Origin of the sequence: Corynebacterium sp. AOP40-4SA-5 (assembly GCF_052377355.1) — a bacterium.
Lineage (GTDB): Bacteria > Actinomycetota > Actinomycetes > Mycobacteriales > Mycobacteriaceae > Corynebacterium.
The window spans coordinates 193,016-217,060 of record NZ_JBQSWS010000002.1 but is presented as its reverse complement, the minus strand read 5'-3'; the positions used below and the strand labels follow the sequence as shown (position 1 = coordinate 217,060).

The 24,045-nt window shown below is 69.0% G+C and carries 21 protein-coding genes; 8 read left to right on the top strand and 13 right to left on the bottom strand.

What is annotated here, in order from left to right; all coding sequences use genetic code 11:
* The first annotated feature begins 29 nt into the window (after window positions 1-29).
* Window positions 30-1,361 carry an MFS transporter gene (locus ACT3S3_RS02120; protein ID WP_444626154.1) on the top strand — a complete coding sequence of 444 codons (1,332 nt, stop codon included), beginning with the start codon at window positions 30-32 and terminating at the stop codon, window positions 1,359-1,361.
* Here the strand turns inward: ACT3S3_RS02120 and ACT3S3_RS02115 are convergent.
* Genes ACT3S3_RS02115 through ACT3S3_RS02105 form a run of 3 tightly spaced genes read right to left on the bottom strand, consistent with a single transcriptional unit; the run spans window position 1,348 to window position 5,485 of the window.
* Complete coding sequence (locus ACT3S3_RS02115; RefSeq protein WP_441588363.1) at window positions 1,348-2,562, bottom strand: N-acetylglucosamine-6-phosphate deacetylase; 1,215 nt, start codon at window positions 2,560-2,562, stop codon at window positions 1,348-1,350. The genes ACT3S3_RS02120 and ACT3S3_RS02115 overlap by 14 nt on opposite strands.
* A complete protein-coding gene (gene nagB, locus ACT3S3_RS02110; protein WP_444626151.1) occupies window positions 2,559-3,362 on the bottom strand; it encodes a glucosamine-6-phosphate deaminase in 804 nt (267 codons plus the stop codon). Before nagB ends, ACT3S3_RS02115 begins: the two co-directional genes overlap by 4 nt.
* Window positions 3,363-3,373: 11 nt before the next feature.
* Window positions 3,374-5,485 carry a glucose PTS transporter subunit IIA gene (locus ACT3S3_RS02105; protein WP_444626150.1) on the bottom strand — a complete coding sequence of 704 codons (2,112 nt, stop codon included), beginning with the start codon at window positions 5,483-5,485 and terminating at the stop codon, window positions 3,374-3,376.
* A gap of 134 nt (window positions 5,486-5,619) precedes the next feature.
* Between ACT3S3_RS02105 and ACT3S3_RS02100 the strand changes: the two genes are divergently transcribed.
* Window positions 5,620-6,324: a GntR family transcriptional regulator gene (locus ACT3S3_RS02100; protein WP_441588365.1), complete on the top strand. Its 705-nt coding sequence runs from the start codon at window positions 5,620-5,622 to the stop codon at window positions 6,322-6,324.
* Window positions 6,325-6,428: 104 nt separating this feature from the next.
* Here ACT3S3_RS02100 and ACT3S3_RS02095 read toward each other — a convergent pair whose 3' ends face one another.
* The 4 genes from ACT3S3_RS02095 to ACT3S3_RS02080 form a co-directional block, all read right to left on the bottom strand.
* Complete coding sequence (locus ACT3S3_RS02095; protein WP_441582197.1) at window positions 6,429-8,072, bottom strand: OPT/YSL family transporter; 1,644 nt, start codon at window positions 8,070-8,072, stop codon at window positions 6,429-6,431.
* A gap of 64 nt (window positions 8,073-8,136) precedes the next feature.
* Window positions 8,137-9,081: a DUF1177 domain-containing protein gene (locus ACT3S3_RS02090; protein ID WP_441582198.1), complete on the bottom strand. Its 945-nt coding sequence runs from the start codon at window positions 9,079-9,081 to the stop codon at window positions 8,137-8,139.
* Entirely contained in the window at window positions 9,081-9,809 is a 729-nt protein-coding gene (gene pepE, locus ACT3S3_RS02085; RefSeq protein ID WP_301443908.1) for a dipeptidase PepE, read from the bottom strand. The genes ACT3S3_RS02090 and pepE overlap by 1 nt, the downstream gene beginning before the upstream one ends.
* 4 nt (window positions 9,810-9,813) lie before the next feature.
* Window positions 9,814-10,992 (bottom strand): aminotransferase class V-fold PLP-dependent enzyme, encoded by a 1,179-nt coding sequence (locus tag ACT3S3_RS02080; protein ID WP_301443909.1) that lies wholly within the window; start codon window positions 10,990-10,992, stop codon window positions 9,814-9,816.
* Between the two features lie 125 nt (window positions 10,993-11,117).
* Between ACT3S3_RS02080 and ACT3S3_RS02075 the strand changes: the two genes are divergently transcribed.
* Window positions 11,118-11,870, top strand: coding sequence for an IclR family transcriptional regulator (locus ACT3S3_RS02075; RefSeq protein ID WP_301443910.1), 753 nt, complete (start codon window positions 11,118-11,120; stop codon window positions 11,868-11,870).
* A 42-nt stretch (window positions 11,871-11,912) separates the two neighbouring features.
* Here the strand turns inward: ACT3S3_RS02075 and ACT3S3_RS02070 are convergent, their stop codons facing one another.
* Complete coding sequence (locus ACT3S3_RS02070) at window positions 11,913-12,089, bottom strand: hypothetical protein (protein ID WP_301443911.1); 177 nt, start codon at window positions 12,087-12,089, stop codon at window positions 11,913-11,915.
* A 158-nt stretch (window positions 12,090-12,247) separates the two neighbouring features.
* Between ACT3S3_RS02070 and ACT3S3_RS02065 the strand changes: the two genes are divergently transcribed.
* The 3 genes from ACT3S3_RS02065 (at window position 12,248) to ACT3S3_RS02055 (ending at window position 15,649) form a co-directional block, all read left to right on the top strand.
* Window positions 12,248-13,198: an alpha/beta hydrolase family protein gene (locus ACT3S3_RS02065; protein ID WP_444626146.1), complete on the top strand. Its 951-nt coding sequence runs from the start codon at window positions 12,248-12,250 to the stop codon at window positions 13,196-13,198.
* Window positions 13,199-13,275: 77 nt separating this feature from the next.
* A complete protein-coding gene (locus ACT3S3_RS02060; RefSeq protein WP_444626144.1) occupies window positions 13,276-14,538 on the top strand; it encodes an SLC13 family permease in 1,263 nt (420 codons plus the stop codon).
* Between the two features lie 19 nt (window positions 14,539-14,557).
* On the top strand, window positions 14,558-15,649 hold the full coding sequence (locus tag ACT3S3_RS02055; RefSeq protein WP_444626142.1) for a PrpF domain-containing protein: 1,092 nt from the start codon (window positions 14,558-14,560) through the stop codon (window positions 15,647-15,649).
* A 12-nt stretch (window positions 15,650-15,661) separates the two neighbouring features.
* Here the strand turns inward: ACT3S3_RS02055 and ACT3S3_RS02050 are convergent, their stop codons facing one another.
* A complete protein-coding gene (locus ACT3S3_RS02050) occupies window positions 15,662-16,366 on the bottom strand; it encodes a TetR/AcrR family transcriptional regulator (RefSeq protein ID WP_301443903.1) in 705 nt (234 codons plus the stop codon).
* A 109-nt stretch (window positions 16,367-16,475) separates the two neighbouring features.
* On the opposite strand from ACT3S3_RS02050, the gene ACT3S3_RS02045 reads away from it, so the two are divergent.
* Both ACT3S3_RS02045 and ACT3S3_RS02040 read left to right on the top strand, forming a co-directional pair.
* Window positions 16,476-17,231, top strand: a complete 756-nt coding sequence (locus tag ACT3S3_RS02045; RefSeq protein ID WP_441588413.1) for an SDR family oxidoreductase — start codon at window positions 16,476-16,478, stop codon at window positions 17,229-17,231.
* 56 nt (window positions 17,232-17,287) lie between these two features.
* On the top strand, window positions 17,288-17,602 hold the full coding sequence (locus tag ACT3S3_RS02040; RefSeq protein WP_441588414.1) for a nuclear transport factor 2 family protein: 315 nt from the start codon (window positions 17,288-17,290) through the stop codon (window positions 17,600-17,602).
* A gap of 21 nt (window positions 17,603-17,623) precedes the next feature.
* On the opposite strand, the gene ACT3S3_RS02035 is transcribed toward ACT3S3_RS02040, so the two are convergent.
* The 4 genes from ACT3S3_RS02035 to ACT3S3_RS02020 are packed head-to-tail and all read right to left on the bottom strand — an operon-like array spanning window position 17,624 to window position 24,045.
* Window positions 17,624-19,018 carry an aldehyde dehydrogenase family protein gene (locus tag ACT3S3_RS02035; protein ID WP_444626139.1) on the bottom strand — a complete coding sequence of 465 codons (1,395 nt, stop codon included), beginning with the start codon at window positions 19,016-19,018 and terminating at the stop codon, window positions 17,624-17,626.
* A 32-nt stretch (window positions 19,019-19,050) separates the two neighbouring features.
* Window positions 19,051-20,697 carry an amidohydrolase gene (locus ACT3S3_RS02030; RefSeq protein ID WP_444626137.1) on the bottom strand — a complete coding sequence of 549 codons (1,647 nt, stop codon included), beginning with the start codon at window positions 20,695-20,697 and terminating at the stop codon, window positions 19,051-19,053.
* Between the two features lie 10 nt (window positions 20,698-20,707).
* The gene (locus tag ACT3S3_RS02025) at window positions 20,708-22,174 is read right to left on the bottom strand and encodes a purine-cytosine permease family protein (protein WP_444626135.1); all 1,467 of its coding nucleotides are present in this window, start codon (window positions 22,172-22,174) and stop codon (window positions 20,708-20,710) included.
* Window positions 22,171-24,045 carry an amidase gene (locus ACT3S3_RS02020; RefSeq protein ID WP_444626134.1) on the bottom strand — a complete coding sequence of 625 codons (1,875 nt, stop codon included), beginning with the start codon at window positions 24,043-24,045 and terminating at the stop codon, window positions 22,171-22,173. The genes ACT3S3_RS02025 and ACT3S3_RS02020 overlap by 4 nt, the downstream gene beginning before the upstream one ends.

The following is a 24,045-nucleotide window of genomic DNA, read 5'->3' as shown; positions in this document are numbered from 1 at the left end:
CGAAACTGTACCGAGTACAGTTTCGAACCATGACAACCAATGACACCGCGGCGACCTCCCGCTGGGCCTGGCCCATGCTCGTCACCGTCACCATGCTCAACGTGATCGGCATGACCATCGTGCTGCCGATCCTCCCCTTCGTCGTGCGCGACGCCATGCCGTCCTTCGGCACCCTGGCCCTGTGGGTCGGCCTGCTCGAGGCGGTGAACGCGTTGTGCGCCTTCCTCGCAGTCCCCGTCCTCGGCGGGATATCGGACCGGTGGGGACGCCGCCCCGTCATCGTGATCGGGGCCTTCGGCGCGGCCGCCGGATTCCTCATCTTCGCCCTCGGCGGGTTCCTCGCCGGCTCACTCAGCGGGGCGATCTGGCTGCTGCTGCTCGGACGTGTGGTCCAGGGCGTCACCGCCGGTGACATGCCCGCCCTGTTCGCTTACGTCGCCGACATCACCCCGGCCGAGGAGCGTGCGAAGCGGTACGGGATGCTCGGCGCCCTCACCGGCATCGGCTTCATGATCGGGCCGGCCGTCGGCGGTCTGCTCGCCGCGCACAGCGTGGACCTGCCCGTCCTAGCCACCGCCGCGGTGGCGTTGACCGTCGGCGTGGTCACCCTCGTCGCCCTGCCCGAGAGCCACGCCCCGGAGAACAGGACGGACCGGCTCACCGTGGAGCAGATCCACCCGCTGCGCGTCTTCCGGCAGGCCTTCGCCCGTCCGTCGCTGCGTATGCTGCTGACCGGGCTGCTGCTCGTGGCGATCCCGTTCAGCTTCTTCGTCAACAACTACAGCGTGCTGGCGATGGACACGGTCGACTGGTCGCCCACGCAGATCGGACTGCTGAACTCCTGCATCGGGGTGCTCGACATCGTGATCCAGGGCGTGCTGCTCGGCATCCTGCTCAAGTGGGTCGGTGAGCGCGGGGTGATCCTCGGCGGCATCGTGGTGCAGGCACTCGGCGTGCTGGCCCTGGCGCTGCTGGCGTCGGTGCTGCAGCAACCGTGGCTGCTGATCACCGGCACCCTGATGCTGGGTGCGGGCGAGGGCCCGATGACCGCCACGCTCAACGGCGTGCTCTCCACCTCCGTCGGTGACGACGAGCAGGGTTGGCTCGCCGGGGTGACGCAGGGGATGCAGAACGCCGTCGGCGTGGTCGTCCCCCTGGCCGTCGGTGTGCTCTACGGCATCGGCGCGGGCGTGCCCTACTGGATCGCGCTGGTGCTGCTGTGCGCGGCGTTCGTGATCCTGTCGCGCGCCTCCTTCGCCAGCCCGTCCCGCGTGACCCCCGCTGACCCCGCCGGGACTGCAGCCTCCTCGGACGCGGCGGAACCGGGGACGCTGAGCGGGGTCGCGGCTACCGCGTCGTGAGGGGTGAGAGGAGTTCCCCGCCGCGCATGACCGTGGACACCTGGAGGGTGGTGTCGAGCACGACGAGGTCGGCGCGTCCGCCGACGTGCAGGCCGACGGTGGGGAAGCCGACGGCGCGGGCGGGGTTGACCGAGGTCTGCCGGACGGCCTGCAGCAGCGCGGCATCGCGGTCTCCGTCGGCATCTTCCCCATCCCGGGCCGCAGCCCCGTGTTCCACGGCGAAGCGGAACAGCTGGTCCATGGTCGCGGTGCTGCCGGCGATGGTGTCGGTGCCGGCGACGTGCGCCACGCCGCCGGTCACGTCCACGCCGAGGGTGCCGAGACGGTAGGAGCCGTCCGGCATGCCCGCGGCGGCCATGGCATCGGTGACCAGGGTGACCCGGTCCGGCCCGACGAGGTCGCAGACGCCGCGGTAGAGGGAGGGGTGCAGGTGGACGCCGTCGCCGATCATCTCCACGGTCACCCGCGGGTCCTCCACCAGAGCGGTGACGGGGCCGGGTTCGCGGTGGTGGACCGGGCGCATGGCGTTGAACAGGTGGGTTCCCACGCGTGCGCCGGCGTCGATGGCGGCGAGGGTCTGTTCGTAGGACGCGTCGGTGTGTCCGACGGCGGCGACCGCGCCGGCGTCGACGGTGCGTCGCACGGCGTCCAACGCCCCGTCGAGCTCGGGGGCGAAGGTGACCATGCGCACGGTGCCGCGCGCGGCGTCGAGCACACGGGTGAGCTCGCCGGCGTCGGGGTGGCCGGGGTGGCGCAGGGCTGTCGGGTCGTGCGCACCCTTCTTCGCCGGGGAGAGCCACGGCCCCTCGAGGTGGATGCCGCCGACCAGGCCGTCGCGGACGTGAGCCGACAGGACGTCGACCTCGCGCAGCAGCTCGTCGGGGTGCGCCGACACCAGCGACGCCATGATCGTGGTCGTGCCGTGTGCGGCGTGCATCGACACGGCGGTGGCGGTCTCCTCGTCGGTGGCGACGGGGAACGCCCCGCCCCCGCCGCCGTGGACGTGCATGTCCACGAACCCGGGCACGACGGTGACCTCGCCGAGCGCCAGCACGTCCTGCGCCGTCGCGGCGTCCTGCACGTCCTGCGGCGGCGCGCCGGCGCCGAGGGCGCTCACCGTGTCCCCGGTGACCTCGATCCAGCCGGGACGCAGGACCTCGTCGCCGGTGACCAGGACGTCGGCGGTGATGAGCGTGCTCACAGGCCCTGCCAGACGGGCTTGGCGGCGTACGTCGCCCGGTAGTAGTCGGCGAGATGCAGGCGTCCGGCCGCGGCCTCGTCCACCAGGACGGAGACGTGCGGGTGGTGCTGCAGGATCGTCGCCGGCCACAGGGCGCTCACCCCGCCCTCGGCGAGCTGGTGCACGGCCTCGGCCTTGTTCTGGCCGGTGGCCACCAGCACGATGTGGCGGGCCTCCATGATCGTGCCGAGCCCCTGGGTGAGGCACTGGGTGGGGACCTTGGACAGGTCGTCGTCGAAGAAGCGGGCGTTGTCGACACGGGTCTGGTGGGTCAGCGTCTTGATACGCGTGCGCGAGGCCAGGGAGGAACCCGGCTCGTTGAAGCCGATGTGTCCGTCGGTGCCGATGCCGAGGATCTGCAGGTCCACGCCACCGGCGGCACGGATGGCGTCGTCGTAGGCGCGGCAGGCCGTGGGGATGTCCTCGGCCAGGCCGTCGGGGCCCTGCACGGCGTCGTCGGCGAAGTCCACGCGGGAGGTGAACTCGCGCCGGATGACGGTGGAGTAGCGCTCCGGGTGTCCGGCGGCCAGACCCACGTACTCGTCGAGGGTGAAGGCGCGGGCGCGGGCGAAGGAGAGCTCGCCGGCGTCGTGGCGGGCGACGAGGTCGTCGTAGACGGGCAGGGGGGACGACCCGGTGGCCAGCCCGAGGACGGCGTCCGGCTTGCGCTCCAGCAGCGTCGCGACGGCCCTGCCGGCCAGCGCGCCAGCGGCACCTGCGGCGTCGGTGGCGTCCGCGCCGGGCAGGATGATGATCTCCATGGTGGGTTCTCCTACTTCTTCTTCTTGGTGACGGTGAACAGGGGACGCATCGTGGACACCGGGGCGGACGGCTCGGCGAGCTCGTCGACGGTGGCGCCGCGGGCGTCCATCACGACGACCGGCACGACGGTGGGGTACCCGGCGGCCTCGACGGAGGCGACGTCGTAGGTGATCACCGGCTGGCCCTGGACCACACGGTCACCCTTGGCGGCGTGGAGGGTGAACCCCTCGCCCTTGAGCTTCACCGTGTCCAGCCCGAGGTGGACGAGCACGGCGGTCTTGTCGTCGGTCATGATGGCGTAGGCGTGGGGCAGCAGCTGCATGAGCTTGCCGGACACCGGTGCGACGGCCTCGACGATGCCGTCGGTGGTCGTCGGCTCGATGGCCAGGCCCGGGCCGACGGTGCCGGCGGCGAAGGTCTTGTCCGGCACCTCCGACAGGGCGACGGTGCGGCCCTGGACGGGGGCGCGGACCAGCGTGGGTTCGGGGAGTGCGTCGGCGGCGACGGCCTCGTCCGGGGTCTCCTGCTGCGCAGTCTCGACGACGGGCTCTGGTGCAGCGGTGGGTGCCGCGGCCGGCGCGGGGCCGGCGAGCGCGGCCTTGATCTCGTCCTTCAGGACGTCCGACTGGGTGCCGAAGACGGCCTGCACGTTGTTGCCGACCTCCATGACTCCGGCGGCGCCGAGGGCGCTCAGCGCGCCCTTGTCCACGCTGGACTTGTCGGCGACCTCCATGCGCAGACGGGTGATGCAGGCGTCGACGCCGACGAGGTTGTCGCGCCCGCCGAACGCGGCGATGAGCTGCTCGGCACGCTGCGTGCCGGTCGCCGCGGCGTCCTGCGACTCCTGTGCGGCGAGGGACGCCTCGTACTCGTCGTCCGGCACACGGCCGGGCAGACGCAGGTTCCAGCGGGTGATCGCGAAGCGGAACATCACGTAGTAGACCACCGCGAAGATCAGGCCCTGCGCCACCAGCAGCAGGATGTTGTGTGCCGCCGGTGCACGGCCGTAGAGCAACAGGTCGATCAGGCCCGCGGAGAAGGAGAAGCCCAGGTGGATGTCCAGCAGGTGCGCCACCGCCAGGGACAGGCCGGTGAGCACGGCGTGGATCACGTACAGCGGGAACGCCAGGAACATGAACGCGAACTCCAGCGGCTCGGTCACGCCGGTCAGGAAGGCGGTGAGGCTGGCGGCGCCGAAGATGCCCACGGCCACCGTGCGCTGACGCGGCTTGGCCACGTGGATCATCGCCAGGGCCGCGGCGGGCAGACCGAACATCAGGACCGGGTAGAAACCGGAGGTCAGCAGGCCGGCGGACTGGTCGCCAGCGGCGAACCGGCTGAGCTCGCCGGTGACCAGGCCGTTGGCGCCCTCGTAGTCGCCGTAGATGAACCAGATGAAGGTGTTGAGGATGTGGTGCAGTCCCAGCGGGATGAGCATGCGGTTGGCGAAACCGTAGATGAACGCGCCCAGTGCACCCGAGCCGGCGATGAACTGGCCGACGGAGGTCAGGCCGCTGTTGAACAGCGGGTACACGTAGGCCATCGCGAAGCTGACGAAGAGCACCGTGAGCGACACGACGATCGGCACGAAGCGCCGTCCGCCGAAGAATCCCAGGTACGGGGGCAGTTCGATGTTGTGGTACCTGTCGAACAGCCAGGCGGTGATCAGGCCGACGATGATGCCGCCGAAGACGCTGTAGTCGATCATCGCCTGGTCGCCCGCGGCGTCCTCCACGCCCTCCAGGACGACGGGGGACATGGAGTCGAAGACGGAGGTCATCACCAGGTAGCCGGCGACGGCGGCCAGGGCGGTGGAACCGTCGGCCTTCTTCGCGAAGCCGATGGCCACGCCGACGGCGAAGAGGATGGCGAGGTTGCCGAAGATCCCGTCACCGGCGGCGCTCATCGAGTCGAAGAACGGGCCGATGACGGGGATGTCGGTGCCGCCGAGCATGTCGTCCTGCCCGAGGCGCAGCAGGATGCCGGCGGCGGGGAGCAGGGCGATCGGCAGCATGAGGCTCTTGCCGAGCCTCTGGAGTTGGGCGAACCCGGGGATGCGCAGGCCGCCGCGCTTCTCGGCTGGGGTTTCGCCGGTGGGTGGTCGGGGAGTGAGGACGGGCATGGGATTCTCCTCGCGTGGGTGGGGCCCAGGGTGGGCCAGTACCGCCAATATTGGACTAGACCAATTCGCGGTGTCAAGGGTCACGCCCGCGGGTGGATTGCCCGGGCTACACCCGCCCCCGGTACGGTGGTCGCATGAAGGTGCCCAAGTACTACCTGGTCAAGAGTCAGATCCTCGAGCTCATCGACGACCTCGATCCGGGCACCGCCGTCCCCACCGAACGCGAACTGGCCGAACGTTTCGGCACGTCACGCACCACCGTGCGCCAGGCCATCGGCGAACTCGTCTCCGACGGACGCCTGGAACGCACCCAGGGCAGCGGCACCTTCGTGGCCTCCCCGAAGATGATGCTGCTGCCGCAGGTCTCGTTCTCCAGCAACGCCGAGTCCGAGGGTTGGCGTCCCGGGCGCGTGGTGCTCTCGGCGCGCTGTGAGCAGGCGTCCGACAGCGTGGCCGAGCACCTGCGGCTGGAGGACGGTGCACTGATCACCCGCTTCGAGGTGCTGCGCACCGTGGACGGCGAACCGCTCGCCCACGAGACCGTGCACCTGCCCGGCGACCTCACCGAACTGACCGACCGCCTGGAGGCGCAGGACTCGCTGTACCGCATGCTCGCCGAGGAGTACGAGATGGGCATCGTCGAGGTGGAGGACGTGGTGGAGACCGTGCCCTGCAACCCGGTGCGTGCCGACCTGCTCCGGGTGGCGACGGGGCTGCCGCTGCTGCTCGTCCACCGCACCGGCTTCGGGGAGGACGGCTCGCGGGTGGAGTGGACGGAGTCGGCGTTCCGCGGCGACCGCTACCAGTTCGTGTCGCGGCGGCGGCTGGGCGGCCGCTAGAAAGTGTTACCACTTTTCGGCGGCCCCGTTTTTCGTGACCTGGGGTTTTGTCGTCCGGCGTCCCGGAAAAGTGGTAACACTTCTGCGGGACTGGAGTGTTGAGGCTACTGTGCGACCTTGCCGACGTTGAAGACACTGTCGCCGGCGATGATGCCGGCACCGAGCAGGGTCAGAGCTGTGTCGTCAGGCCCGCGCAGCTTGCGCCACACCACCCGGGTCGCCAAGGCGATGAGGACGAGCCACCCGGCCTGCGGGGTTGCCACGAGCAGTCCCGTGGCGAACAGGACGCCCATCTGCCGGGTGGATCCGCCCAGTAGCTGGATCGCTGCCCCCGGGATCGCCCACATCGCCATGGTCTTCGCAATGTCCGGGTCGGAGATACCCGCGGTGATCGTGTCGGCAAAGACGGTGGCGGACGGTGGGATGCTTCCGTCCGCGAAGAGCCCCTGCCAGGAAATTGCGACGACGCCGATTGCCACGACGATGGCGATGATTGACGCCTTGAGCTGTTCACGACGTCCGGCGAGTTCGTACTCCCGCCACGGTCGGGTCTCCCGACGCAGAATCCAGCCGGCCTTGTAGTCGTAGCCCATGTCCGCGAAAGCAGGACCGGTGGCGGAGCAGTACGCGACGAGGATGACCAACGGGACTGTCGGAATGCCGAGGAACAGTCCGAAGATCAGGAAGATCAGGGTGACGGCGAAGGCGGGGAACCAGCCGGCATGCATGGCGGCCAGGCCGACGATCAGCTCGTGGACCATGGCAGCTGCACCGGCGAAGAGAATGAACCCGAGCAATCCCCATCCGGACAGGTCGGAGGTTGCACCTCCGATGAGGGCGATGAGCAGCGCCCCTAGGACGAAGAGAATGTAGCCCGTGCTGATCGCGCGGCCAAGGGCGGCATCGGTGATGGTGTACCCGAGGGTCTCGTCCTTCGCGACTTCGTCGAGTCGGGCAGCCTCGGAGCGCTTTCCCGATGCTGTCCGGGACTTGAAGATGATCCAGACGACCTGCAACAACGCGACCACGCCGGCGCCGATCATGAAACCGTGAGCGACGTAGAGCTCACTCAGGTTGATTCCCCACAATGCCGGCGCGTACTGCGCGATCAACAACCCGAATGCGAACATCAGCAGGGCCCAGAGGTTGCCGATCAGCGCGACACCGGCCGCCGACATCGGCAAAGAGAGAAGCGAACCACCGATACCGACGACGGCACCGCCGAGGAGGATGAAGACGCGACGACCTCCGAGGACTCCGGCGCGAATGGTCTCCGCCGAGGCGACCCCGGGCGGCCACGGGGCAGATGCGGGCATGAACCGAGAGCCGAAAGCACGGAACAGCACGAACACGTCGACCGCGACTCCGATGGAGCATCCGAGAAGCATCGGCCACACGAGTTCGGGTTGACCGAGTGCATACGGGACGGCGATGGGCGCGAGCAGTGCGTTCGCTGCTGCGAATGTCGCCGTTGAGATGGCGGTCTGCAGCAGGTTCTGCCGGTGAGGGTTCCTGAACTTACGTAGCCCGGCGAACGACGCCCTGCCGATCATCATGGCGATGACAGCGCCAATGACACTGGTGTTGGCGGAGATTCCCAGCGTGGTGATCAGGTGGACACCGATGATCGCGCCGAGGAGGCTCAGAAGGATGCAGAGGATGAATACACCGGGTTCATAGGCACGGGGATGCTGTGGCGGTGCAGTAGGGGTGGCAGTGGTGTTGTCTGCTGCGGGTGGGGTTTCCATGATGGCTCTTTCTCGCAGGGGAGGGGTGGCCCGGGCGCGCGTGTGGTCGCGCGCCCTGAACGCCCTATTGTTGGAAGCGGTCCATGGGGCCGTAGCGCTCGGTCAGGGTGGCGACCTCGTCGGAATCCACGAAGCTCACCTCGCCCCGGCCGAACTGTTTCGCAGCCTGAACGGCGAAGCGGGTGGCGTCGAACAGGGCGGACTCGTAGCTGGCACCCGTGGATGATCCTGGGACTACGGCCTTGGCGGTGAGCGCGACGCCCACGACCGGGGCATCTGTGGCGACCGTCGGCTGCATGATCGAGTTGAAGTGCCTCAGCCCATTGTCGTACGGGGTGATGTCCTGTTGCGACAGAGGGAACGTCCTCGCGGGCTCGCCCGTCGCATACTCCAGCAGTGTGACCAGGTCATTCGCGACCGGCAGCAGGTAGCCAGCCTGGGCGGTCGGGGAGATCGCCACACCGCGGTGGTTGATCAGCCGATTTCCCTTGGACGTGTCGAAGGACAAGATCGCGTCCATTGAGTTGTCGACCTCGTGGGTGTTCATGACGTCCGAGGACACGGGGGTGCCCATGAAGTCGACGGGCTCCCTCGGCGTGATGCTCACATGCGTCGCCACATGGGTGGTGATGACGACGTCCCCGTCTGGTCGGCCTCCGGCGGCCGCAAGTCGGATGAGCCGCAGGGCCGCCGCCAGTACGACGATCGACCCGTCGGCGTCAGAGACGTAGCCGATCCGCTCCGGTTGTGCCTGCTGGGCGCCGAGTCTGCCGACCAGTCCGAGGGTCGGCGAGTCGCCTCCGGCTGAGGCGCCGGAGATCCCCGGGACCGTGATCTTCAGGAAGTCGCAGAACTTCGAGGTGTCCTCCGGCTCGTCGTAGCTGACCCGTTCCACGTTGACGCGGACGCCGGGCGCGGCTGGCGCGCGGAGCAGGTCGGCGATCCGCTCACCGGTGAGCCCCGGGTCGTCCATGAGGTCGCAGACGTCCATGATTTCGCGAAGTGACATCAGTTGGCCGGTCCTTTCAGGTCGGAGAGGGGGAAGCGCTTGTTCCGCGCGAGGGGGGTCGGCTCGACACCGTGGGAGAAGACGAGTGCGTCGCGCTCTCCGAGGACCTCGCCGTGGGTGCCGTCGACCAACAGGGCGCCACCTTCGTAGAGCCCCAGCACTTCCTCGGTCGGGTTGATCTCCGTGAACTCCAGCAACCTCTCCTCCCTGCTCTCTCCGTTGTGGCCCTGCGGCTTGCCGGGGATGAAGTGGGGGTTGATCTGGAAGGGGACGAGTCCGATGGAGGCTAGCGTCGGGGGTTCGACGATGGGCATGTCGTTCGTCGTGCGGATGGTGGGGGTGGCGACGTTCGTCCCCGCGCTCCAACCGATGTAGGAGGCATGGCCGCCGCCGACCCGGTCCCGGATCGCGTCGACGAGACCGGCCTCGTAGAGCCGACTCAACAGGGCGAAGCTGTTGCCCCCGCCGACTGCGACGACGTCGGCGTCGTTGACGGCGGCTACGGGGTCGTCGAAACGGTGTACCGAGGTCAGCTCGGCGTCTGCAGCGAGGAATGCAGGGGATGCCAGGTCCTCGTAGGCGTCGTAGCTAAATGACACCGCCGCGTAGGGGATGAAGAGGACCTTGCGGCTCGTCCCCTCCAGGATGGTGCGGAGCTGCGTGTCGGCGTGCTCCAGGTATCCCAGATTGTCCTTCCGGGAACTGCTCATGAGAAGTGCGCGAGTCATGCGGTTAGTCCTTCCACGTTGAGATCGCGTCGACGAGACGGTCGATCTCCTGGCTGGTGTTGAAGTAGTTGAGTGAGATCCGGGCCATCTTCTCGATGCCGTATTCCGCGAGGATCGGGCCCGCCATGAAGTGTCCTGACTCGATGATGATGCCGCGGTCTTCCAGCGACTTTGTGAGCTGGTCTGAATCGACGCTGCGGAGGTTGAAGGGGATAATTCCCAGGCGGCGGGAGTCGTCCTCGGGGCCATAGATGTCCACGTTGCCGAGGGCGCGGAGTCGGCCGGCTGCGTAGTCCGTGAGTTCACGGACCGTCTGGTGGATGTGGTCGATGCCGACGTGCTGGGCGGCCCCGACTGCACCGCCGAGGGCGAGGACGGCGGGAACGTTGGGGGAGCCCGCCTCCAGGCGTCGGGCGGTCGTGGGGAAGGCCACGTCGCCGGTGACGGGATCGATGCTGGAGTTCCACCATCCGGCGAGCGTCGGCCGGAGTTGCTCCACGAGGGAGGAACGTACCGCGAGGACTCCCGACCCTTCGATGCCGCGTAGCCCCTTGCGGGTGCACGCGGAGATGAAGTCGCAACTCCAGTCGTCGAATCCCAGCGGGACGATGCCGAGCGACTGCGCGGCGTCGACGTGGGTGAGGACGCCGCGGGCGGCGGCGACCTCGCAGATGGCCCGGACAGGCTGGACGACACCGGTCACGTTCGACTGGGATGCGAAGGTGATCAGCCGGGTGCGGTCCGTGATCGCTCGGGCGATCTGCCCGGGGTCGAGGACGCCGGTGGCCCCTGCTTCCACGGTGACGACCTTGACCCCGACCTCCTGCTCGAGAAGTCGCCAGATGGCAACGTTGCTCAACATCTCGGTGTCGGGGACGATGATCTCGTCGCCCTCGTCCCACTGCAGTCCCCGGGCTACGAGGCAGATGGCCTCGGTGCCGTTGCGGGTGAAGGCAATCTCCTCGGGTCCGGCCTGGAAGAGGGTCGCGGTCTCGGCCCGGATCTCCTCCACCCGTGCGTAGATCTCGCTCCTGAACTGGGGAAGGTAGGGGCCGACCTCCCCGGTCTTCCTGAGGTAGTTCACGGCCGCGTCGACGGCCTCCTGAACGGGTGGCGCTGCGGCTGCCGTGTCGAAGTACGCGTAGTCCGTGTACGGTTCGTCGGCTGAGTTCACGTCGGTCACGGAGAACTCCTTCCTTGGTGTCGTAGGTCTCTTCCGGTGGGTGCCACCGGTCTGGATCACTTCATAGCCTCCGGTACCGGTTTCCTAAGAGCAATAGGTTTCCCGCTATGCGGTAAGTTGGTTACATGACCGACACACTGAAGAGTGCGGAACGTGTCCTCGCGACACTTCTGTTGTTCGACGCCGACCGGCGTGAGGTCGGTGTCTCTGAGCTGGCACGTCACCTCGGGTGCTCGACGTCGACGGCGATGAGAACGATCGACACACTCACTGCGATGGACTTCCTGCGCCGGGATCCGAGACGGAGGACCTACAGGCTCAGCGGCCGGGTTCTGGGGCTCGCGCGGACCTGGCATGGGACGGCATCCCTGGCCAACCAGACCAGGGCGGTCGTTGCGAAGTTGGCGGAGGACACGGGGCTCACCGCGACTTTCGCGGTCGCCGACCATGCGCATATGCGGGCCGTGGTGGCGGTCGATGGAGTGGAAGGACCGTTGCGGAACTACCCGATGACCGGCGAACTTTTCCCTGCGCATGTGGGGGCGATCTCGAAGGCCTACTACGCGTTCCTTCCGTCGATCATGCGGAACCAGCTCACCGGCAGTCGGCCGATGGCGCATTACACGGACAAGACCAGGACCGCCGTGACGGACATTGAGGAACAGTTCGCTGAGATCCGGAAGAACGGCTATTGCTCGACGAAGGGGGAGTATGACGCGGACGTGTCCGCGCTGGCGATGCCCATCAGGACGACGAAGGACCCGCTCGGCTCGGTGTCCGTGGCGACGAAGGGGGACCTCGAGATCACCGAGCGGCTGCTGGACCGGGTTGCCGAGGCGGCGAAGGAAATCGGAGGCCTGCTGGGGCGGCGGCAGTGACTACCGAAAAGTGGTAACACTTCCGGCCGGTGGCCTAGGGCCTCAGCCTTGGCGACCCATCTTCTTGACCCGGAGCTTGGCGAGGATGCCCACGACCATGAGCAGCAGGCCGGCGGCGAGGAATCGCTCCGGCAACACGCTGGCCACGCCGAGGATCACGATGATCAGGCCGAGGATCTCGGCGACCCAGGCCAGCGCGTTCATTCGTCCGGCGGTCATGGTGGTCCTCTCGGCAGGCGGGGTCCGGCGCACGGGCCGGGTGACTGGACCAGGGTAGCAAGGGGGAGCACGCACGCATCATCACCTGCGCTTATGGTCCTGGCGGGAACCTAAACACTGACGGGCACGCTGCGCGCGCGCTGGTGAGAATGAGGAGCATGATTCGACTCAAGGTTCTCCGTCGGGCAGTCGCGCTGTCCCTCGCCGGGCTTCTCGTCCTGTCCGGCACCGCCCATGCCGTCCCTGCTGCTGCCCCCGCCTACGCCGACTACGCCGGGGGAGGACGCTACAGCGTCTCCGAGTCCGGCCAGTGGGCGCCGCCACCCTTCGGCCCCGGCGGTGTGCCGGTGCTCCAGTTCGGCCACCGGGACTACGTCCCGCGGTCGTCCGACCCGAACCAGAAGTTCCCCTTCGTCCTGATGACCGCCGGCGTGGGCGGCGACGGGCGGTACTTCGGGGAGAGCTACGCGAAGAAGCTGGCGTCCCGCGGGTATGCGGTGCGTATCGGCTACGGTGCGGCGAACCTGACCTTCGTCACCCCGGAGGCGCACCTGAGCAGCCTCGGACTGGAGATCACGCAGGGACGCGCCGGGGAGCTGGCGCGTCGGGCGGACTTCTCCCGCAGTGCGCTGGTCGGCTACTCCGCCGGTGCGGGAGCCTCGATGTGGGCGTCGGCGACGCAGGGTGGGGTGGCCCCGGCCCTCGGCGCGCAGATCCCCGGGTTCCGCCTGGCGGGCGCGGTGGCGATGGGGCTGCCGGCGAACTACTACGCCGCGGAGCCGCTGGTGCCGGACAACCTGCCGTTCCTGATCATGTACGGCGAGAACGACGCCTATGGTCTGGGCGGGGTGTCGCACCAGGCGATGCACGCGCTCGCCGAGAACAAGCACCAGACCATCGTCGGCGTGCGCGGCACCGACCACCTGGGCCCGGTGACCGGTGCGCCGGTGGACTACCAGGGCCGGTTCTTCACGCTGATGACCGCCTGGCTGGACGGCAACTTGCGTGGCGACCAGGGTGCCCGCGAGGGTTTCCGGGTCAAGGACCGCAACCTGGTCCGCGCCGACTACTACACGGTCTACGACCAGACGGCCCGGGCGCGACGCTGACTTCCGGCCCCTCGTCGGTTTGCGTCACACACTCAAACAAGTACAGTTAAGTACCTAAACTAGTTGTAGGAGCTCGAGTGACCTTTCCGCAGACGTTGTCCCTGGTGTTGTTGATCGTCGTCCTGCTGTTGGCGGTGTGGAAGAAGGTCAACATCGGCACGCTGTCCCTCGGGGCGGCTTTCGTGCTGGTGCTGGTCTCCGGCGCGGACACGGGTGAGATGTACGAGGCGTTCCCCGCCAGCCTCGTGGTGCTGATCATCGGGGTGTCCCTGATGTTCAGCCACCTGCAGCTCAGTGGTTCCATCCACTGGGTGATCGACGGGGCGTTCCGTGTCGTGGGCGACCGCAAGGCGCTGATCCCCTGGGTGGGGTTCCTGCTGGGCGGGTTCCTGTCCACGGTCGGTGTGTTCAGCACGGGGCCGATCGCCGTCCTCGTCCCGCTCGTCGCGTTCATCTCCGTGAGCTACCGGGGCACCTACCTGATCAACGAACTCGGTGTCATCCTGGGTGCGGTCGCGCTCGGGATGTCCCCGCTGAACCCCACGGGTGCCACGATCAGCCGGCTCGCGTCGGACGCCGGGGTGTCCTACTCCGAATGGGGCCTGTGGGCCGTGGCGGTCGTCGTGACCGCGGTGGCTCTCGCCGTCCTGCAGGTCGTCTTCGCCGCCCTGGGACGCAAGGGGAAGCTCCTCATCGAGCCGCAGGCCGCGCAGGTCGAGGAGGGCAAGGGCCCCGCGCAGGTGAAGAACAAGGTCTACGCCGTCAGCTCGCTGGTGGGCCTGGGTATCTTCGTCGTCTGCGTCGTGGTGTTCGGGTTGGACGTCGGTCTCACGTCCATGGCGGTCGCCGCCGTGCTCCAGCTGGTCTTCCGGCCGTCGCAGGACGGGATGTTCGACCAGGTGCCGTGGAGTGCCGTCCTGCTGATCGGCGGTCTGCTCACGTACCTGGGGCTGCTGCAGTCGACCGGCACGATCGACGCGATCCAGGACGCCCTCGGTGGTGCGGCGGCCGGTGCGCTGCTGCTGCTGGTGCTGGCGTACCTCACCGCACTGCTGTGCAACGTGGAGTCCTCGGCCCTCGGCGTGCTGAGCATGACGATGCCGCTGGTGTTCGGCTTCTTCGGCGATTCGCCGGCGATCTTCTGGGTCGTTGCCGCGGTCGCGATCCCCTCCGGGCTCATGGTCATGAACCCGATCCACATCGCCGGCACGCTGGTGGTGGGCAACGCCGAGGTGAAGCGGCAGAACGACGTCTTCAGGGCCTTCATGGTCACCGCCCTCTGCATGACGGCGGTGGTCCCGGGCGTGCTGTGCATCCTCCCGCTGGTCGTCGGGCTGTGACTCGTGCAGGATGAGCGCCATGGCAAACACGGTGGCAAACGAGATTCGCGTGTCGGTGATGCGCGGTGGCACGAGTCGGGGCGTCTTCCTGCGTCTACGTGACCTGCCGCGGGACGCCGGCGCCCGCGACGCCCTGTGCGTGGGCCTGACCGGCGGCCCGGACCCGCTGGCCGTCGACGGGCTGGGCGGCGGGGCGTCGTCGAACACGAAGGTGATGGCGGTCGGTGTGCCGGACGATCTGGCCGGCCTGCCGTGGCACGGTTCCTGCCCCGGCGACGTGGACCTCGTCAGCGTCTTCGCCCAGCCCGCGGTCGACTCCACCACCGTGGACTGGACGGGCAACTGCGGCAACCTCAGTGCCGCGGTGAGCGCTTTCGCGCTGGACGCGGGGCTCGTCGGACGGCGCGGTGACCGCACGACGCTGCGGGTCTGGAACGCCAACACCGGTGCGGTCTTCGTGCTGGACCACGCGCTGGAGGACGGGAGGCTCCCGCGCGACGGCGACTACGAGATGTCCGGCGCCGGGCGTCCCGGGCCCCGTATCGACCTGAGTTTCCTGGAGCCCGGCGGTGAGACTACCGGGTCGGTGCTCCCGCTGGGGCCGGTGACGGTGCTCGACGGCGGCGTGCGCGCCACCCTGGTGGACGTCACGAACCCGCTGGTCATCGTCGACGCCCACGAGGTCGGCGTGGATGTGACACTCAGCCGGGACGAGCTCAACACCGACGCCGGGATGCTGGAACGCATCGAGCGCCTACGGCAGGACGCCGCGAGGCGCATGGGGCTGCCCGAGAGTGCCGTCGTACCGAAGGTCGCGTGCGTGGCACGCGGGATGCGCGGTGCCGACCTGGACGTGCGTGTGACCTCGATGGGCGTCGTCCACCATGCGGTTCCGGCGACGGCGGCGCTCGCCCTGGGTTCTGCGGCGGCGTTGCCGGGGACGGTGATGGACGCCGTCCTGCCGGGCGGGACGCAGGCGGAGACCACCATCCGGCACCCGAAGGGGACGGTCACCGTCCTGGCGGAGACGGCCGACGGGGTGCTGGTGTCGGCCGGGATGGCGCGCACCGCGCGCACCATCATGACGGGGACGGCGTACCTGCCGGGGTAGGCGGGCGCGCCGTCAGGCCTGGCCCGGCTGCTCGGCCCGCAACCGCTGCAGCCATTCCTGCAGCAGGCGGGTCTCGGCGGGGCCGAGGGTGTCCGGGTGGGCCGCGGCGAGTTCCGCGACCGTGGACAGTGCGTGGGAGGACGCCGCGTCGTCCTGCTCCGCAGCGCCGGTGATGGCGCTGATGACGCCTTCGCGGACCGCCGCGGAGAGCGCGGGGTCGGGGGCGTCCTGCACGATCTGGCGCAGGGTGACGCCGACGTTCGTCGCCAGGATGTGCTCCGTCGCCTGGGCCGGGGGGACGCAGAGCCGGCCCTGGTCGGCGGCCTGGGTCGCCAGTCCGAGCAGGATCTCGGTGGGTCGCGACTGCGCGGCGGGGGCGTGGCCGGGCTGCACCTCGCCGTACATCAACGCGTAGAAACCGGGGTTCCTGAGCCCGAAGGCCACGTGGGCGTCCCAGCCGGTGCGGATGTCCTGGATCGGGTCGCCGGTCCACTCCATCGCCTGTTTCTCGGCGATGTACATGTCGAAACCGTGCTCGACCACGGCATCCGCCAACCCCTGCTTCGAGCCGAAGAAGTGGTATGCGGTCGGAAGTTTCACGCCCACGGTGTCGCACACCGCCCGGAGCGAGAAACCTTCGCCGGGGGAGTTGGCGATCAGTTCCGCCGCAGCGGAGATCAGCTTCTCCCGCGTTCCCGTCGACACGTCCGTGCTCATGCTGCTACCGTAGCGCACGTATCGACGATATAGGATCCTATATCGACGATAGGAGCGGCGACGATCGTGCCACTCCGGACGTACACGAGAACCAGGAAGGGAAGACACCATGGCAGACCACACGCTCAAGGGCAGGAACGTCCTGATCGCCGGCGGCGGCAAGAACCTCGGCGGGCTGGTGGCCCGGCAGTTCGCGGCCGAGGGCGCGAACATCGTGATCCACTACAACTCCGACTCCAGCCGCGGGGAGGCGGAGGAGACGCTGGCGGCGGTCGAGGAACAGGGCGTACGTGCCGGACTCGTCCGCGGTGACCTCACCTCCGCCGCGAACGTCGGGACGCTGTTCGACGAGGCGGAGGACCTGCTCGGCCCGGTCGACGTGGCGGTCAACACCGTCGGCAAGGTCCTGCGCAAGCCCATCGTGGAGACCACCGAGGACGAGTACGACGCGATGTTCGACATCAACTCCAAAGCCGCCTTCTTCTTCCTCAAGGAGGCGGGACGACGCCTCGCCGACGACGGGAAGATCATCACCGTGGTCACCGCGCTGCTCGCCGCCAACACCGACGGCTACTCGACCTACGCCGGCGGCAAGGCCCCGGTGGAGCACTTCACCCGCGCGGCGTCCAAGGAGTTCGCCGACCGGGGGATCTCGGTGAACGCCGTGGCACCCGGGCCGATGGACACACCGTTCTTCTACGGGCAGGAGACCCCGGAACGCGTGGAGTTCCACAAGTCGCAGGCGCTTGGTGGCCAACTCACCAAGATCGGGGACATCGCACCGATCATCCGGTTCCTGGCCAGCGACGGCTGGTGGATCACCGGGCAGACCATCTTCGCCAACGGCGGATACACGACCCGCTGAGAAAGGCGTTGACGATGACGGACGTGGACAGTAGTGGGGCGCCGGACAGGCACTGCATGCCGGAACCGATCGCGTCGTTCTTCGACTCGGTCAACGCCCATGACGGGCAGGCGTTCCTGGACGCCTTCACCGAGGACGGAGTGGTCGACGACTGGGGTCACCGGGTCACCGGGCGGGACGGTATCGACGCCTGGAGCGCGGTGGCGTTCATCGGGTCGAAACCGACCTTCGTCGCCGAGGACGTGCTCATCGCCGACGGGCGGGTGATCGTCGACGGTGACTGGCGCTCCGGCTACGTCAGCGGCCCGTCCCGCTTCGACTTCGAGATCACCGGAGGCAAGATCGCCAAGATGACCATCAGCGAGGGATGATCCGCGGGACGGGTGGGGCGCCTACTTCTTCACCGAGTACAGGCGCTTGTTCACGAACTCGTCCATGCCCAGCGGGCCGAGCTCACGGCCGTAACCGGAGCGCTTCACCCCGCCGAAGGGCATCTCCTCGGTCTCCGGGGCGGGCTGGTTCACGCCGACCATTCCGGCCTCCAAGCCCTCGGCGAACTTCTCGGCGCGTCCCTCCTCGGTGGCGTAGACCGAGGAGCCCAGGCCGTACTGGGTGTCGTTGGCCAGGGTCAGGGCCTCCTCGTCGGAGGACACCTTGTACACCTGTACCACCGGGCCGAAGAACTCCTCGTAGTAGATGTCGGAGCCGACCTCGATGTCGGTGATCACCGCCGGGGACACGAAGAACCCGTCGGCGTGCTCACCACCGACGCGCTCGCCGCCGGTGCGCAGCGTCGCGCCGGACTCCACGGCGGTGCCGATCTGCGAGACGATCTTCTCTGCGGCACCCTGCGAGGACATCGGGCCGAACGCGGTCAGCACGTCCTCGACCTTCGCGGGGTCGGACGGCTTCAGCGCGCCGATGATGTGCACGGCCTCGTCGACGAACTCGTCGTAGACGTCCTCGTGCACGATGATGCGCTTGTTGGAGTTGCAGGCCTGGCCGGTGTTCTCCAGGCGGATCTCCAGGGCGTTGCGCGCCGCGGCGCGGATGTCGTCGCTGGACAGGATCACGTAGGGGTCGGAACCGCCGAGCTCCAGCACGGCCTTCTTCAACGCCGCACCCGCCTGCGCGGCGATCGCGGCGCCGGCACGCTCCGAACCGGTCAACGAGACACCCTGCACGCGAGGGTCCTCGATGATCGTGGAGGTCTGGTCGTGGGTCGCGAAGATGTTGGTGTACACGCCTTCGGGCACGCCAGCCTCATCCATGATCTTCTGGATGGCCAGGGCGGACTCCGGCACGCTCTCGGCGTGCTTGAGCAGGATCGTGTTGCCCAGCATCAGGTTCGGCGCGGCGAAACGGGCGACCTGGTAGTAGGGGTAGTTCCAGGGCATGATGCCCAGCAGTGTGCTCACCGGCCGACGCTGCACCACGCTGCGCGACTCGGCGGTGTCCTCGATCACGAGGTCCTCGGTGAGCTTCGCGGCGTGGGTGGCGTAATAGCGGAAGATGTCACCGCTGAACTCGGCCTCCCCGGGGGCCTCGGCGACGGGCTTGCCCATTTCGCGGGTGATGATCGCGCCCAGTTCGTCCTGCCGCTCGGCGAACAGGTCGGCGACACGGTTGACGATCGTTGCGCGCTCCTCGAGGCTCGTCGCGGCCCAGGACGCCGCGGCGGCGTGGGCGGAGTCCAGGGCTGCGCTGATCTCGGCGTCGGTGGCGTGGTCGTGCTGGGACAGGACGGTGCCGGTGGCGACGTCAATGCTGCGGTAGGGGTTGTTCATGGGAATCTCCTTCAGTTCGTTCTGGTCGTTTTCTAGTTGGTGGCTGCGGCGTACACGCGGTCCCCCAGGACGTACGTGGCGACCACGTTCGCGTCGAGGACCTCGCGGGGCTCGACCGTCAGCGGGTCGACGTCCAACTCGATGAAGTTGGCCTGGAAACCGGCCCGGACGAACCCGGTGGAGTCCATGTGCCCAGCGTAGGCACCTCCGGCGGTGAGTGCAGACAGCGCCTCGGCCGGGGTGAAGGCGCGTTCCGGGTGGTACGGCGGCAGCGACGGGGACAGCGACGACCCGCCGGTCAGGGCGATGTACAGGTTCGGCAGCGCCTCGTGCGGTGCGGTGGGCGCGTCGGTCCCCAGGGTCATGGGGATGCCGGACTCCCGGATCTTGTGCCACGGGAACCCGCGTTCCTGGCGTTCGTCGCCGAGGACCGCCTTCCAGTTCTCCAGGATGGCCGGGTCGCTGTGCACCGGCTGCATGGATGCCACGGCACCGAGTTCCGCCATGCGGTGGATCGTCGCGTCGGTCACGCTCTCCAGGTGTTCGATGCGGTGCCGACGTGACCGGATGTCGCTGCCGTTCTGCGCGGCACAGTGCTCGAGCACGTCGATCGCGATCTCGCTGGTGCGGTCGCCGATGGCGTGCATGGCGATCTGGAGTCCGGCGGCGTCGACCGCCGCGGCGACCGGTTTCATGCTCCCGGCGTCCCAGATGGGGTCGGCGTTGGTGCCGTCGGCGTAGGCGCAGCACATGGTGGCGGTCCTCGCGTCGATGACGCCGTCCATGATGAACTTCACCCCGGCGATGCGGAACCATCCGGACTCGCCGCCGGCCTCGAGTTCCTCGCGCAGCGCCACCACCCGGTCGACCTGTGCGAGGTTCTCCGCGGGGTCGTCCTCGGCGATCATCAGCACGTGCCCGGTGATCGGGAACGGCAGACGGCCGTCACGTTCGATGATGGCGCGTACGGCGGCGACCTCCGGTGCGGTCAGCGCCATGTCGGTGACACCGGTGACCCCGGACCCCAGGTAGGCGTCGAAGGCCAGCCGCAAGGAGGCGACCCGGTCGTCCAGGGTGGTCATGCTGTCGAGGAAGTCCCAGGCGTACTTGCGTCCGGCGGTCTCGTAGAGCAGCCCGGTCGCCTCGCCGTCGGCGTCGCGTGCGATCTCGCCGCCGACCGGGTCAGGGGTGTCGCGGTCGATGCCGGCCTCGCGCAGGGCCGCGGAGTTCAGCCAGGTGGAGTGCAGGTCGTTGGCGTCGAGGTAGACGGGGACGTCGGGGAGGACCTCGTCCAGCATCGCGGCGGTGGGGTGGGTGTCGCCGACGGCGTCGAAGAGCCAGCTGACGCCGAGCACCCGGGGAGCCTCCGGGTTGTCGCGGCGCCAGGCGAGCAGCCGGTCCTGGATCTCGGCCAGGGAACGGCAGTCGCGCAGCTGCGCCTTGCCCAGTGCGGTACCGAAGGACGCCAGGTGCGTGTGCGAGTCGATGACGCCCGGGGCGACGAAGCGTCCTGCGAGGTCGACCTCGGTGACCGCGGCCGTCGCGGCAGTGACGGCGTCCCGCACCTCACCGAGGGTGCCGACCGCGGTGAACCGGCCGTCCTCGACGGCGAAGGCCTCGGCGGTCGGGGCGTCCGGCGCACCGGTGAAGACGGTGGCGTTGCGGTAGATGGTGCTCATGCTGGTGTTCCTAACGGGAGGTGGGGGCGTTGCGGTAGAGGACGGTGTAGACGAGGGCGCTGACGACGATGCCCGCCGGGATCGACAGGTCCATGCCGGTGAGGCTGGAGACCGGGCCGACGAAGACGTCGGTGCTGATGCACAGCAGCGCGGCGACGCCGCCCACGGAGACGCTCGCCAGGCCGTTCCAGTTCCAGCCGTCGCGGAACCAGAAGGGGCTGTGCGGGGAGTCGTCGAGCAGCGTGGGGCCGTCGTACCGGTTGCGCCGCAGGACCACGTCCGTGGCAAAGACGGTGATCAACGGGCCCGAGGCGATGACGATGAGCTGCAGCAGCAGCGACACCGAGGTGGTGAAGTCGTAGACGGCCACGGACACGACGGTCAGCAGCGTGCCGATCACGGTGATGATCAGGGTGGACGGGATGCGCTTCAACGGGATGCCGAGGGCCTGCAGGGACAGGCTCGCGCTGTAGGTCGTCATGCCGTTGAGGCCGATGGCGGCGACGATCACGCCGAGGGTGAAGACGGGGAAGAACCAGGACGGCATCGCCGACTCGAAGGCCCCCAGCGGGTCGCCGATCATGTCGAAGCCCGCGCCGGTGGCGATCAGGGCACCGACCATGGTGAAGATGATCCCGGCGCTCGCCCCGCCGCACCCGGTCGCCGCGGCGGTCTTCCACTTCGGGGTGTCGCTCGGCAGGTAGCGGGCCATGTCGGGGCTGTTGAAGAAGGACAGCGGGGCGGACGCGAGGATCGTCACGCCGATGCTCATCGCGGCGGCCAGCTCCATGCCGCCGAGCTGCTCGGCGGGACGGTAGCTGAGGTCGAAGTGGGGGATCATGAACGCGGTGGCCAGCAGGAACACCACGGCCAGGGCGTTGGCGACGTACGGGTAGAGCCGGGTGATCAATCCATGGCCGTAGATGCCGACCAGGGCGGTGACCCCGGAGATCACGATGACGACGGCGACGTCGACGGCGACGCCGGAGGGTACCCCGAAGCGGTTGAGCAGGCCGACACCGTTGACCGAGGCTGCCGACCAGGTCAACGACAGGTAGACCGCGGAGAGCAGCCACCCGTAGAGCCCGACGATGATCTTGTTGCCCCGGATGCCGTACATTGCGCGGGTGATCACCGAGCCCGAGGTCCCGGCCGCCGGCCCACTGACGGCGAGGATGCCGACGAGGATCCACCCGAGGTTCGCGATGACCGTGACGGCGAGCGCCTGCCAGAGACTCAGGCCCAGTCCGGCGACGAGGACCGCGCCCAGGGTGATGGTGAGGAAGCTGATGTTGGGGGTCGCCCACACCCAGAACAGTGACCCGGGGTGACCGCCCCGCTCGTCCTCGGTGATGTACTCGATCCCGCGTGTCTCGGCACCGTGCACGGACACGTCGGGGTCGCTCTGGGTGGTGGCCGGGGTATGTGTGGTGTCGGGGATGTCGGTGGTGTCTGGCTTCGGTACCAGTGCGGTCATGGGAGGGACCTTTCGGTGGGGCCGGTGGTGACGGCCGCGGTGGTGGTTGAGGTGGTGGTGTTGGTGGTGGTTCGTGCCGGCGGGACGCGCCGGGTGCCGGACGGGGCGGTGGCCTCGACGGCGGCGCCGAGGGCGAGCAGGCGGTTGTCGTCCCAGGCGCGTCCCGCCAGGGTCAGGCCCACCGGCACGCCGGAGGTAGCGGAGGTGCCGGAGCCACCGGTGCTCCCCATCGGCACGGTCACCGTGGGGATGCCGAGGTGCCGCGGAACGAGGTTGCCGTTGGCGACCCACACGCCGTTGCGCCAGGCCAGTTCGGCGGAGGCGGGGTCGGTGTCGGCGTCGGACGGGCCCACGTCGGCCATGGCGGGGAAGACCACGGCATCCAGGCCGAGGTCGTCCATCCACTGCTCCAGGTCGACCCGGCGGGTCTCCTCCAGGCCGCGCACACCGTCGGCGAGCAGCGAGAACGAGGGGTTGTGGAGAAGGTCGTCCGGCCCGGTGTAGCCGAGCCCGGCGACGAGGGCGGGGTAGGTGGCGATGTCGTCGTCGAAGCCGTCGTAGCGGTCCGGCAGGGCACCGTCGGGGTGGGGGAAGATCATCGAGCCGTCCTGCGGGACCAGTGCGCTGAGCGAGTCCAGCGCGGGGTCGCCGTTGGCCTGCAGGAAGTCCTCCCACGCCCAGGCGGCGAGCGCACCGACCTCCAGGTCCAGGTAGGCGGGGTCGAGCAGTCCGCGGGTGGACACCGTCGGCGCGCCGGGCCGGTCGCCCTCGTAGTTGCTGACCACGGGGAAGTCGACCTCGACCACGGTCGCGCCGGCCTCCTCGAGGTCGGCGCGCAGCGCCTCCCACGCGGTGAGGACGTCCGGGGACGTCTCGATGCGGCGTCCCATCGGACCGCCGACCCCGGTGTCGCCGGTGCGGTCGCCGCCGGTGCCGGCGGCAGCGTCGGCGTTGACGTACATCGCCGGCACGCCGAGGCGCACACCGGCGAGGTCCCCGCCGGTGGCGGAGGCGAGCGTCCGGTAGCTTTCCGGACGCACCGCGGAGGACGCCGGGACGTGGACCCAGGGTTGCGTCCTCCAGAAGTCGCCGCGGGTGGTGTGGTCGTCGGCGACGACCACGTCGAGCACCTCGGCCATGTCCGCCATGGAGCGGGTGTGCGGCACGACGACGTCCATGGTCGGGACAAGCGGCCAGTTCCCGCGCGTGGAGATCACCCCGCGCGAGGGGGTGTAGGCGCACAGCGCATTGCACGACGCCGGTGCCCGGCCGGACGACCAGGTCTCCTCACCGAGGCCGAAGGCGGCGAACTCGGCGGTGGTCGCCGTGCCCGAACCGTTGGACGACCCGGAGGCGAAGGCGCTGGTCAGGTAGGACGCGTCGTAGGGGCTCTCGGCGCGCCCGCGCAGGCCGCGCTGCATGCCGCCGTTGGCCATCGGCGGCATCGTCGTCAGTCCGAGCAGGACGGCGCCGCCGCCGCGCAGCCGTTCGACGGTGAAGGCGTCGCGCTGTGCGACGAGGGTGGCGAAGGCGGGGGAGCCGGCCGAGGCGGTGAGGCCACGGGCCAGGTAGGACTCCTTGGCGGTGTAGGGGATGCCGTCGAGCGGACCGAGGAGGGTGCCGGTGCGGCGTCGTTCGTCGGAGGCGCGGGCGTCGGCCTCGGCGTCCGGGTTGTCGACGATGACGGCGTTGAGCGGCACACCACCGTCGGCGGCGTGTGCGCCGTGTTCGCTGTTGCCGGCCGGACGGTCGTGGCGGGCGATGCGTGCGCGGTAGGCCGCGACCAGGCCGACGGCGGTGGTGCTGCCGTCCTCCAGGGCGGCGCGCAGTTCGGCGATGGACCTGCCCGTGACGTCGAAATCGTCGGTCAT

Coding starts and splice junctions, on each gene's coding strand:
- ACT3S3_RS02120 (WP_444626154.1), top strand. CDS start 30: ATGACAACCAATGACACCGCGGCGACCTCCCGCTGGGCCTGGCCCATG.
- nagB (WP_444626151.1), bottom strand. CDS start 3,362: ATGGAGATCATCATCCTGCCCGGCGCGGACGCCACCGACGCCGCAGGT.
- ACT3S3_RS02105 (WP_444626150.1), bottom strand. CDS start 5,485: ATGCCCGTCCTCACTCCCCGACCACCCACCGGCGAAACCCCAGCCGAG.
- ACT3S3_RS02100 (WP_441588365.1), top strand. CDS start 5,620: ATGAAGGTGCCCAAGTACTACCTGGTCAAGAGTCAGATCCTCGAGCTC.
- ACT3S3_RS02095 (WP_441582197.1), bottom strand. CDS start 8,072: ATGGAAACCCCACCCGCAGCAGACAACACCACTGCCACCCCTACTGCA.
- ACT3S3_RS02090 (WP_441582198.1), bottom strand. CDS start 9,081: ATGTCACTTCGCGAAATCATGGACGTCTGCGACCTCATGGACGACCCG.
- pepE (WP_301443908.1), bottom strand. CDS start 9,809: ATGACTCGCGCACTTCTCATGAGCAGTTCCCGGAAGGACAATCTGGGA.
- ACT3S3_RS02075 (WP_301443910.1), top strand. CDS start 11,118: ATGACCGACACACTGAAGAGTGCGGAACGTGTCCTCGCGACACTTCTG.
- ACT3S3_RS02070 (WP_301443911.1), bottom strand. CDS start 12,089: ATGACCGCCGGACGAATGAACGCGCTGGCCTGGGTCGCCGAGATCCTC.
- ACT3S3_RS02065 (WP_444626146.1), top strand. CDS start 12,248: ATGATTCGACTCAAGGTTCTCCGTCGGGCAGTCGCGCTGTCCCTCGCC.
- ACT3S3_RS02055 (WP_444626142.1), top strand. CDS start 14,558: ATGGCAAACACGGTGGCAAACGAGATTCGCGTGTCGGTGATGCGCGGT.
- ACT3S3_RS02050 (WP_301443903.1), bottom strand. CDS start 16,366: ATGAGCACGGACGTGTCGACGGGAACGCGGGAGAAGCTGATCTCCGCT.
- ACT3S3_RS02045 (WP_441588413.1), top strand. CDS start 16,476: ATGGCAGACCACACGCTCAAGGGCAGGAACGTCCTGATCGCCGGCGGC.
- ACT3S3_RS02040 (WP_441588414.1), top strand. CDS start 17,288: ATGCCGGAACCGATCGCGTCGTTCTTCGACTCGGTCAACGCCCATGAC.
- ACT3S3_RS02035 (WP_444626139.1), bottom strand. CDS start 19,018: ATGAACAACCCCTACCGCAGCATTGACGTCGCCACCGGCACCGTCCTG.
- ACT3S3_RS02030 (WP_444626137.1), bottom strand. CDS start 20,697: ATGAGCACCATCTACCGCAACGCCACCGTCTTCACCGGTGCGCCGGAC.
- ACT3S3_RS02025 (WP_444626135.1), bottom strand. CDS start 22,174: ATGACCGCACTGGTACCGAAGCCAGACACCACCGACATCCCCGACACC.
- ACT3S3_RS02020 (WP_444626134.1), bottom strand. CDS start 24,045: ATGACCGACGATTTCGACGTCACGGGCAGGTCCATCGCCGAACTGCGC.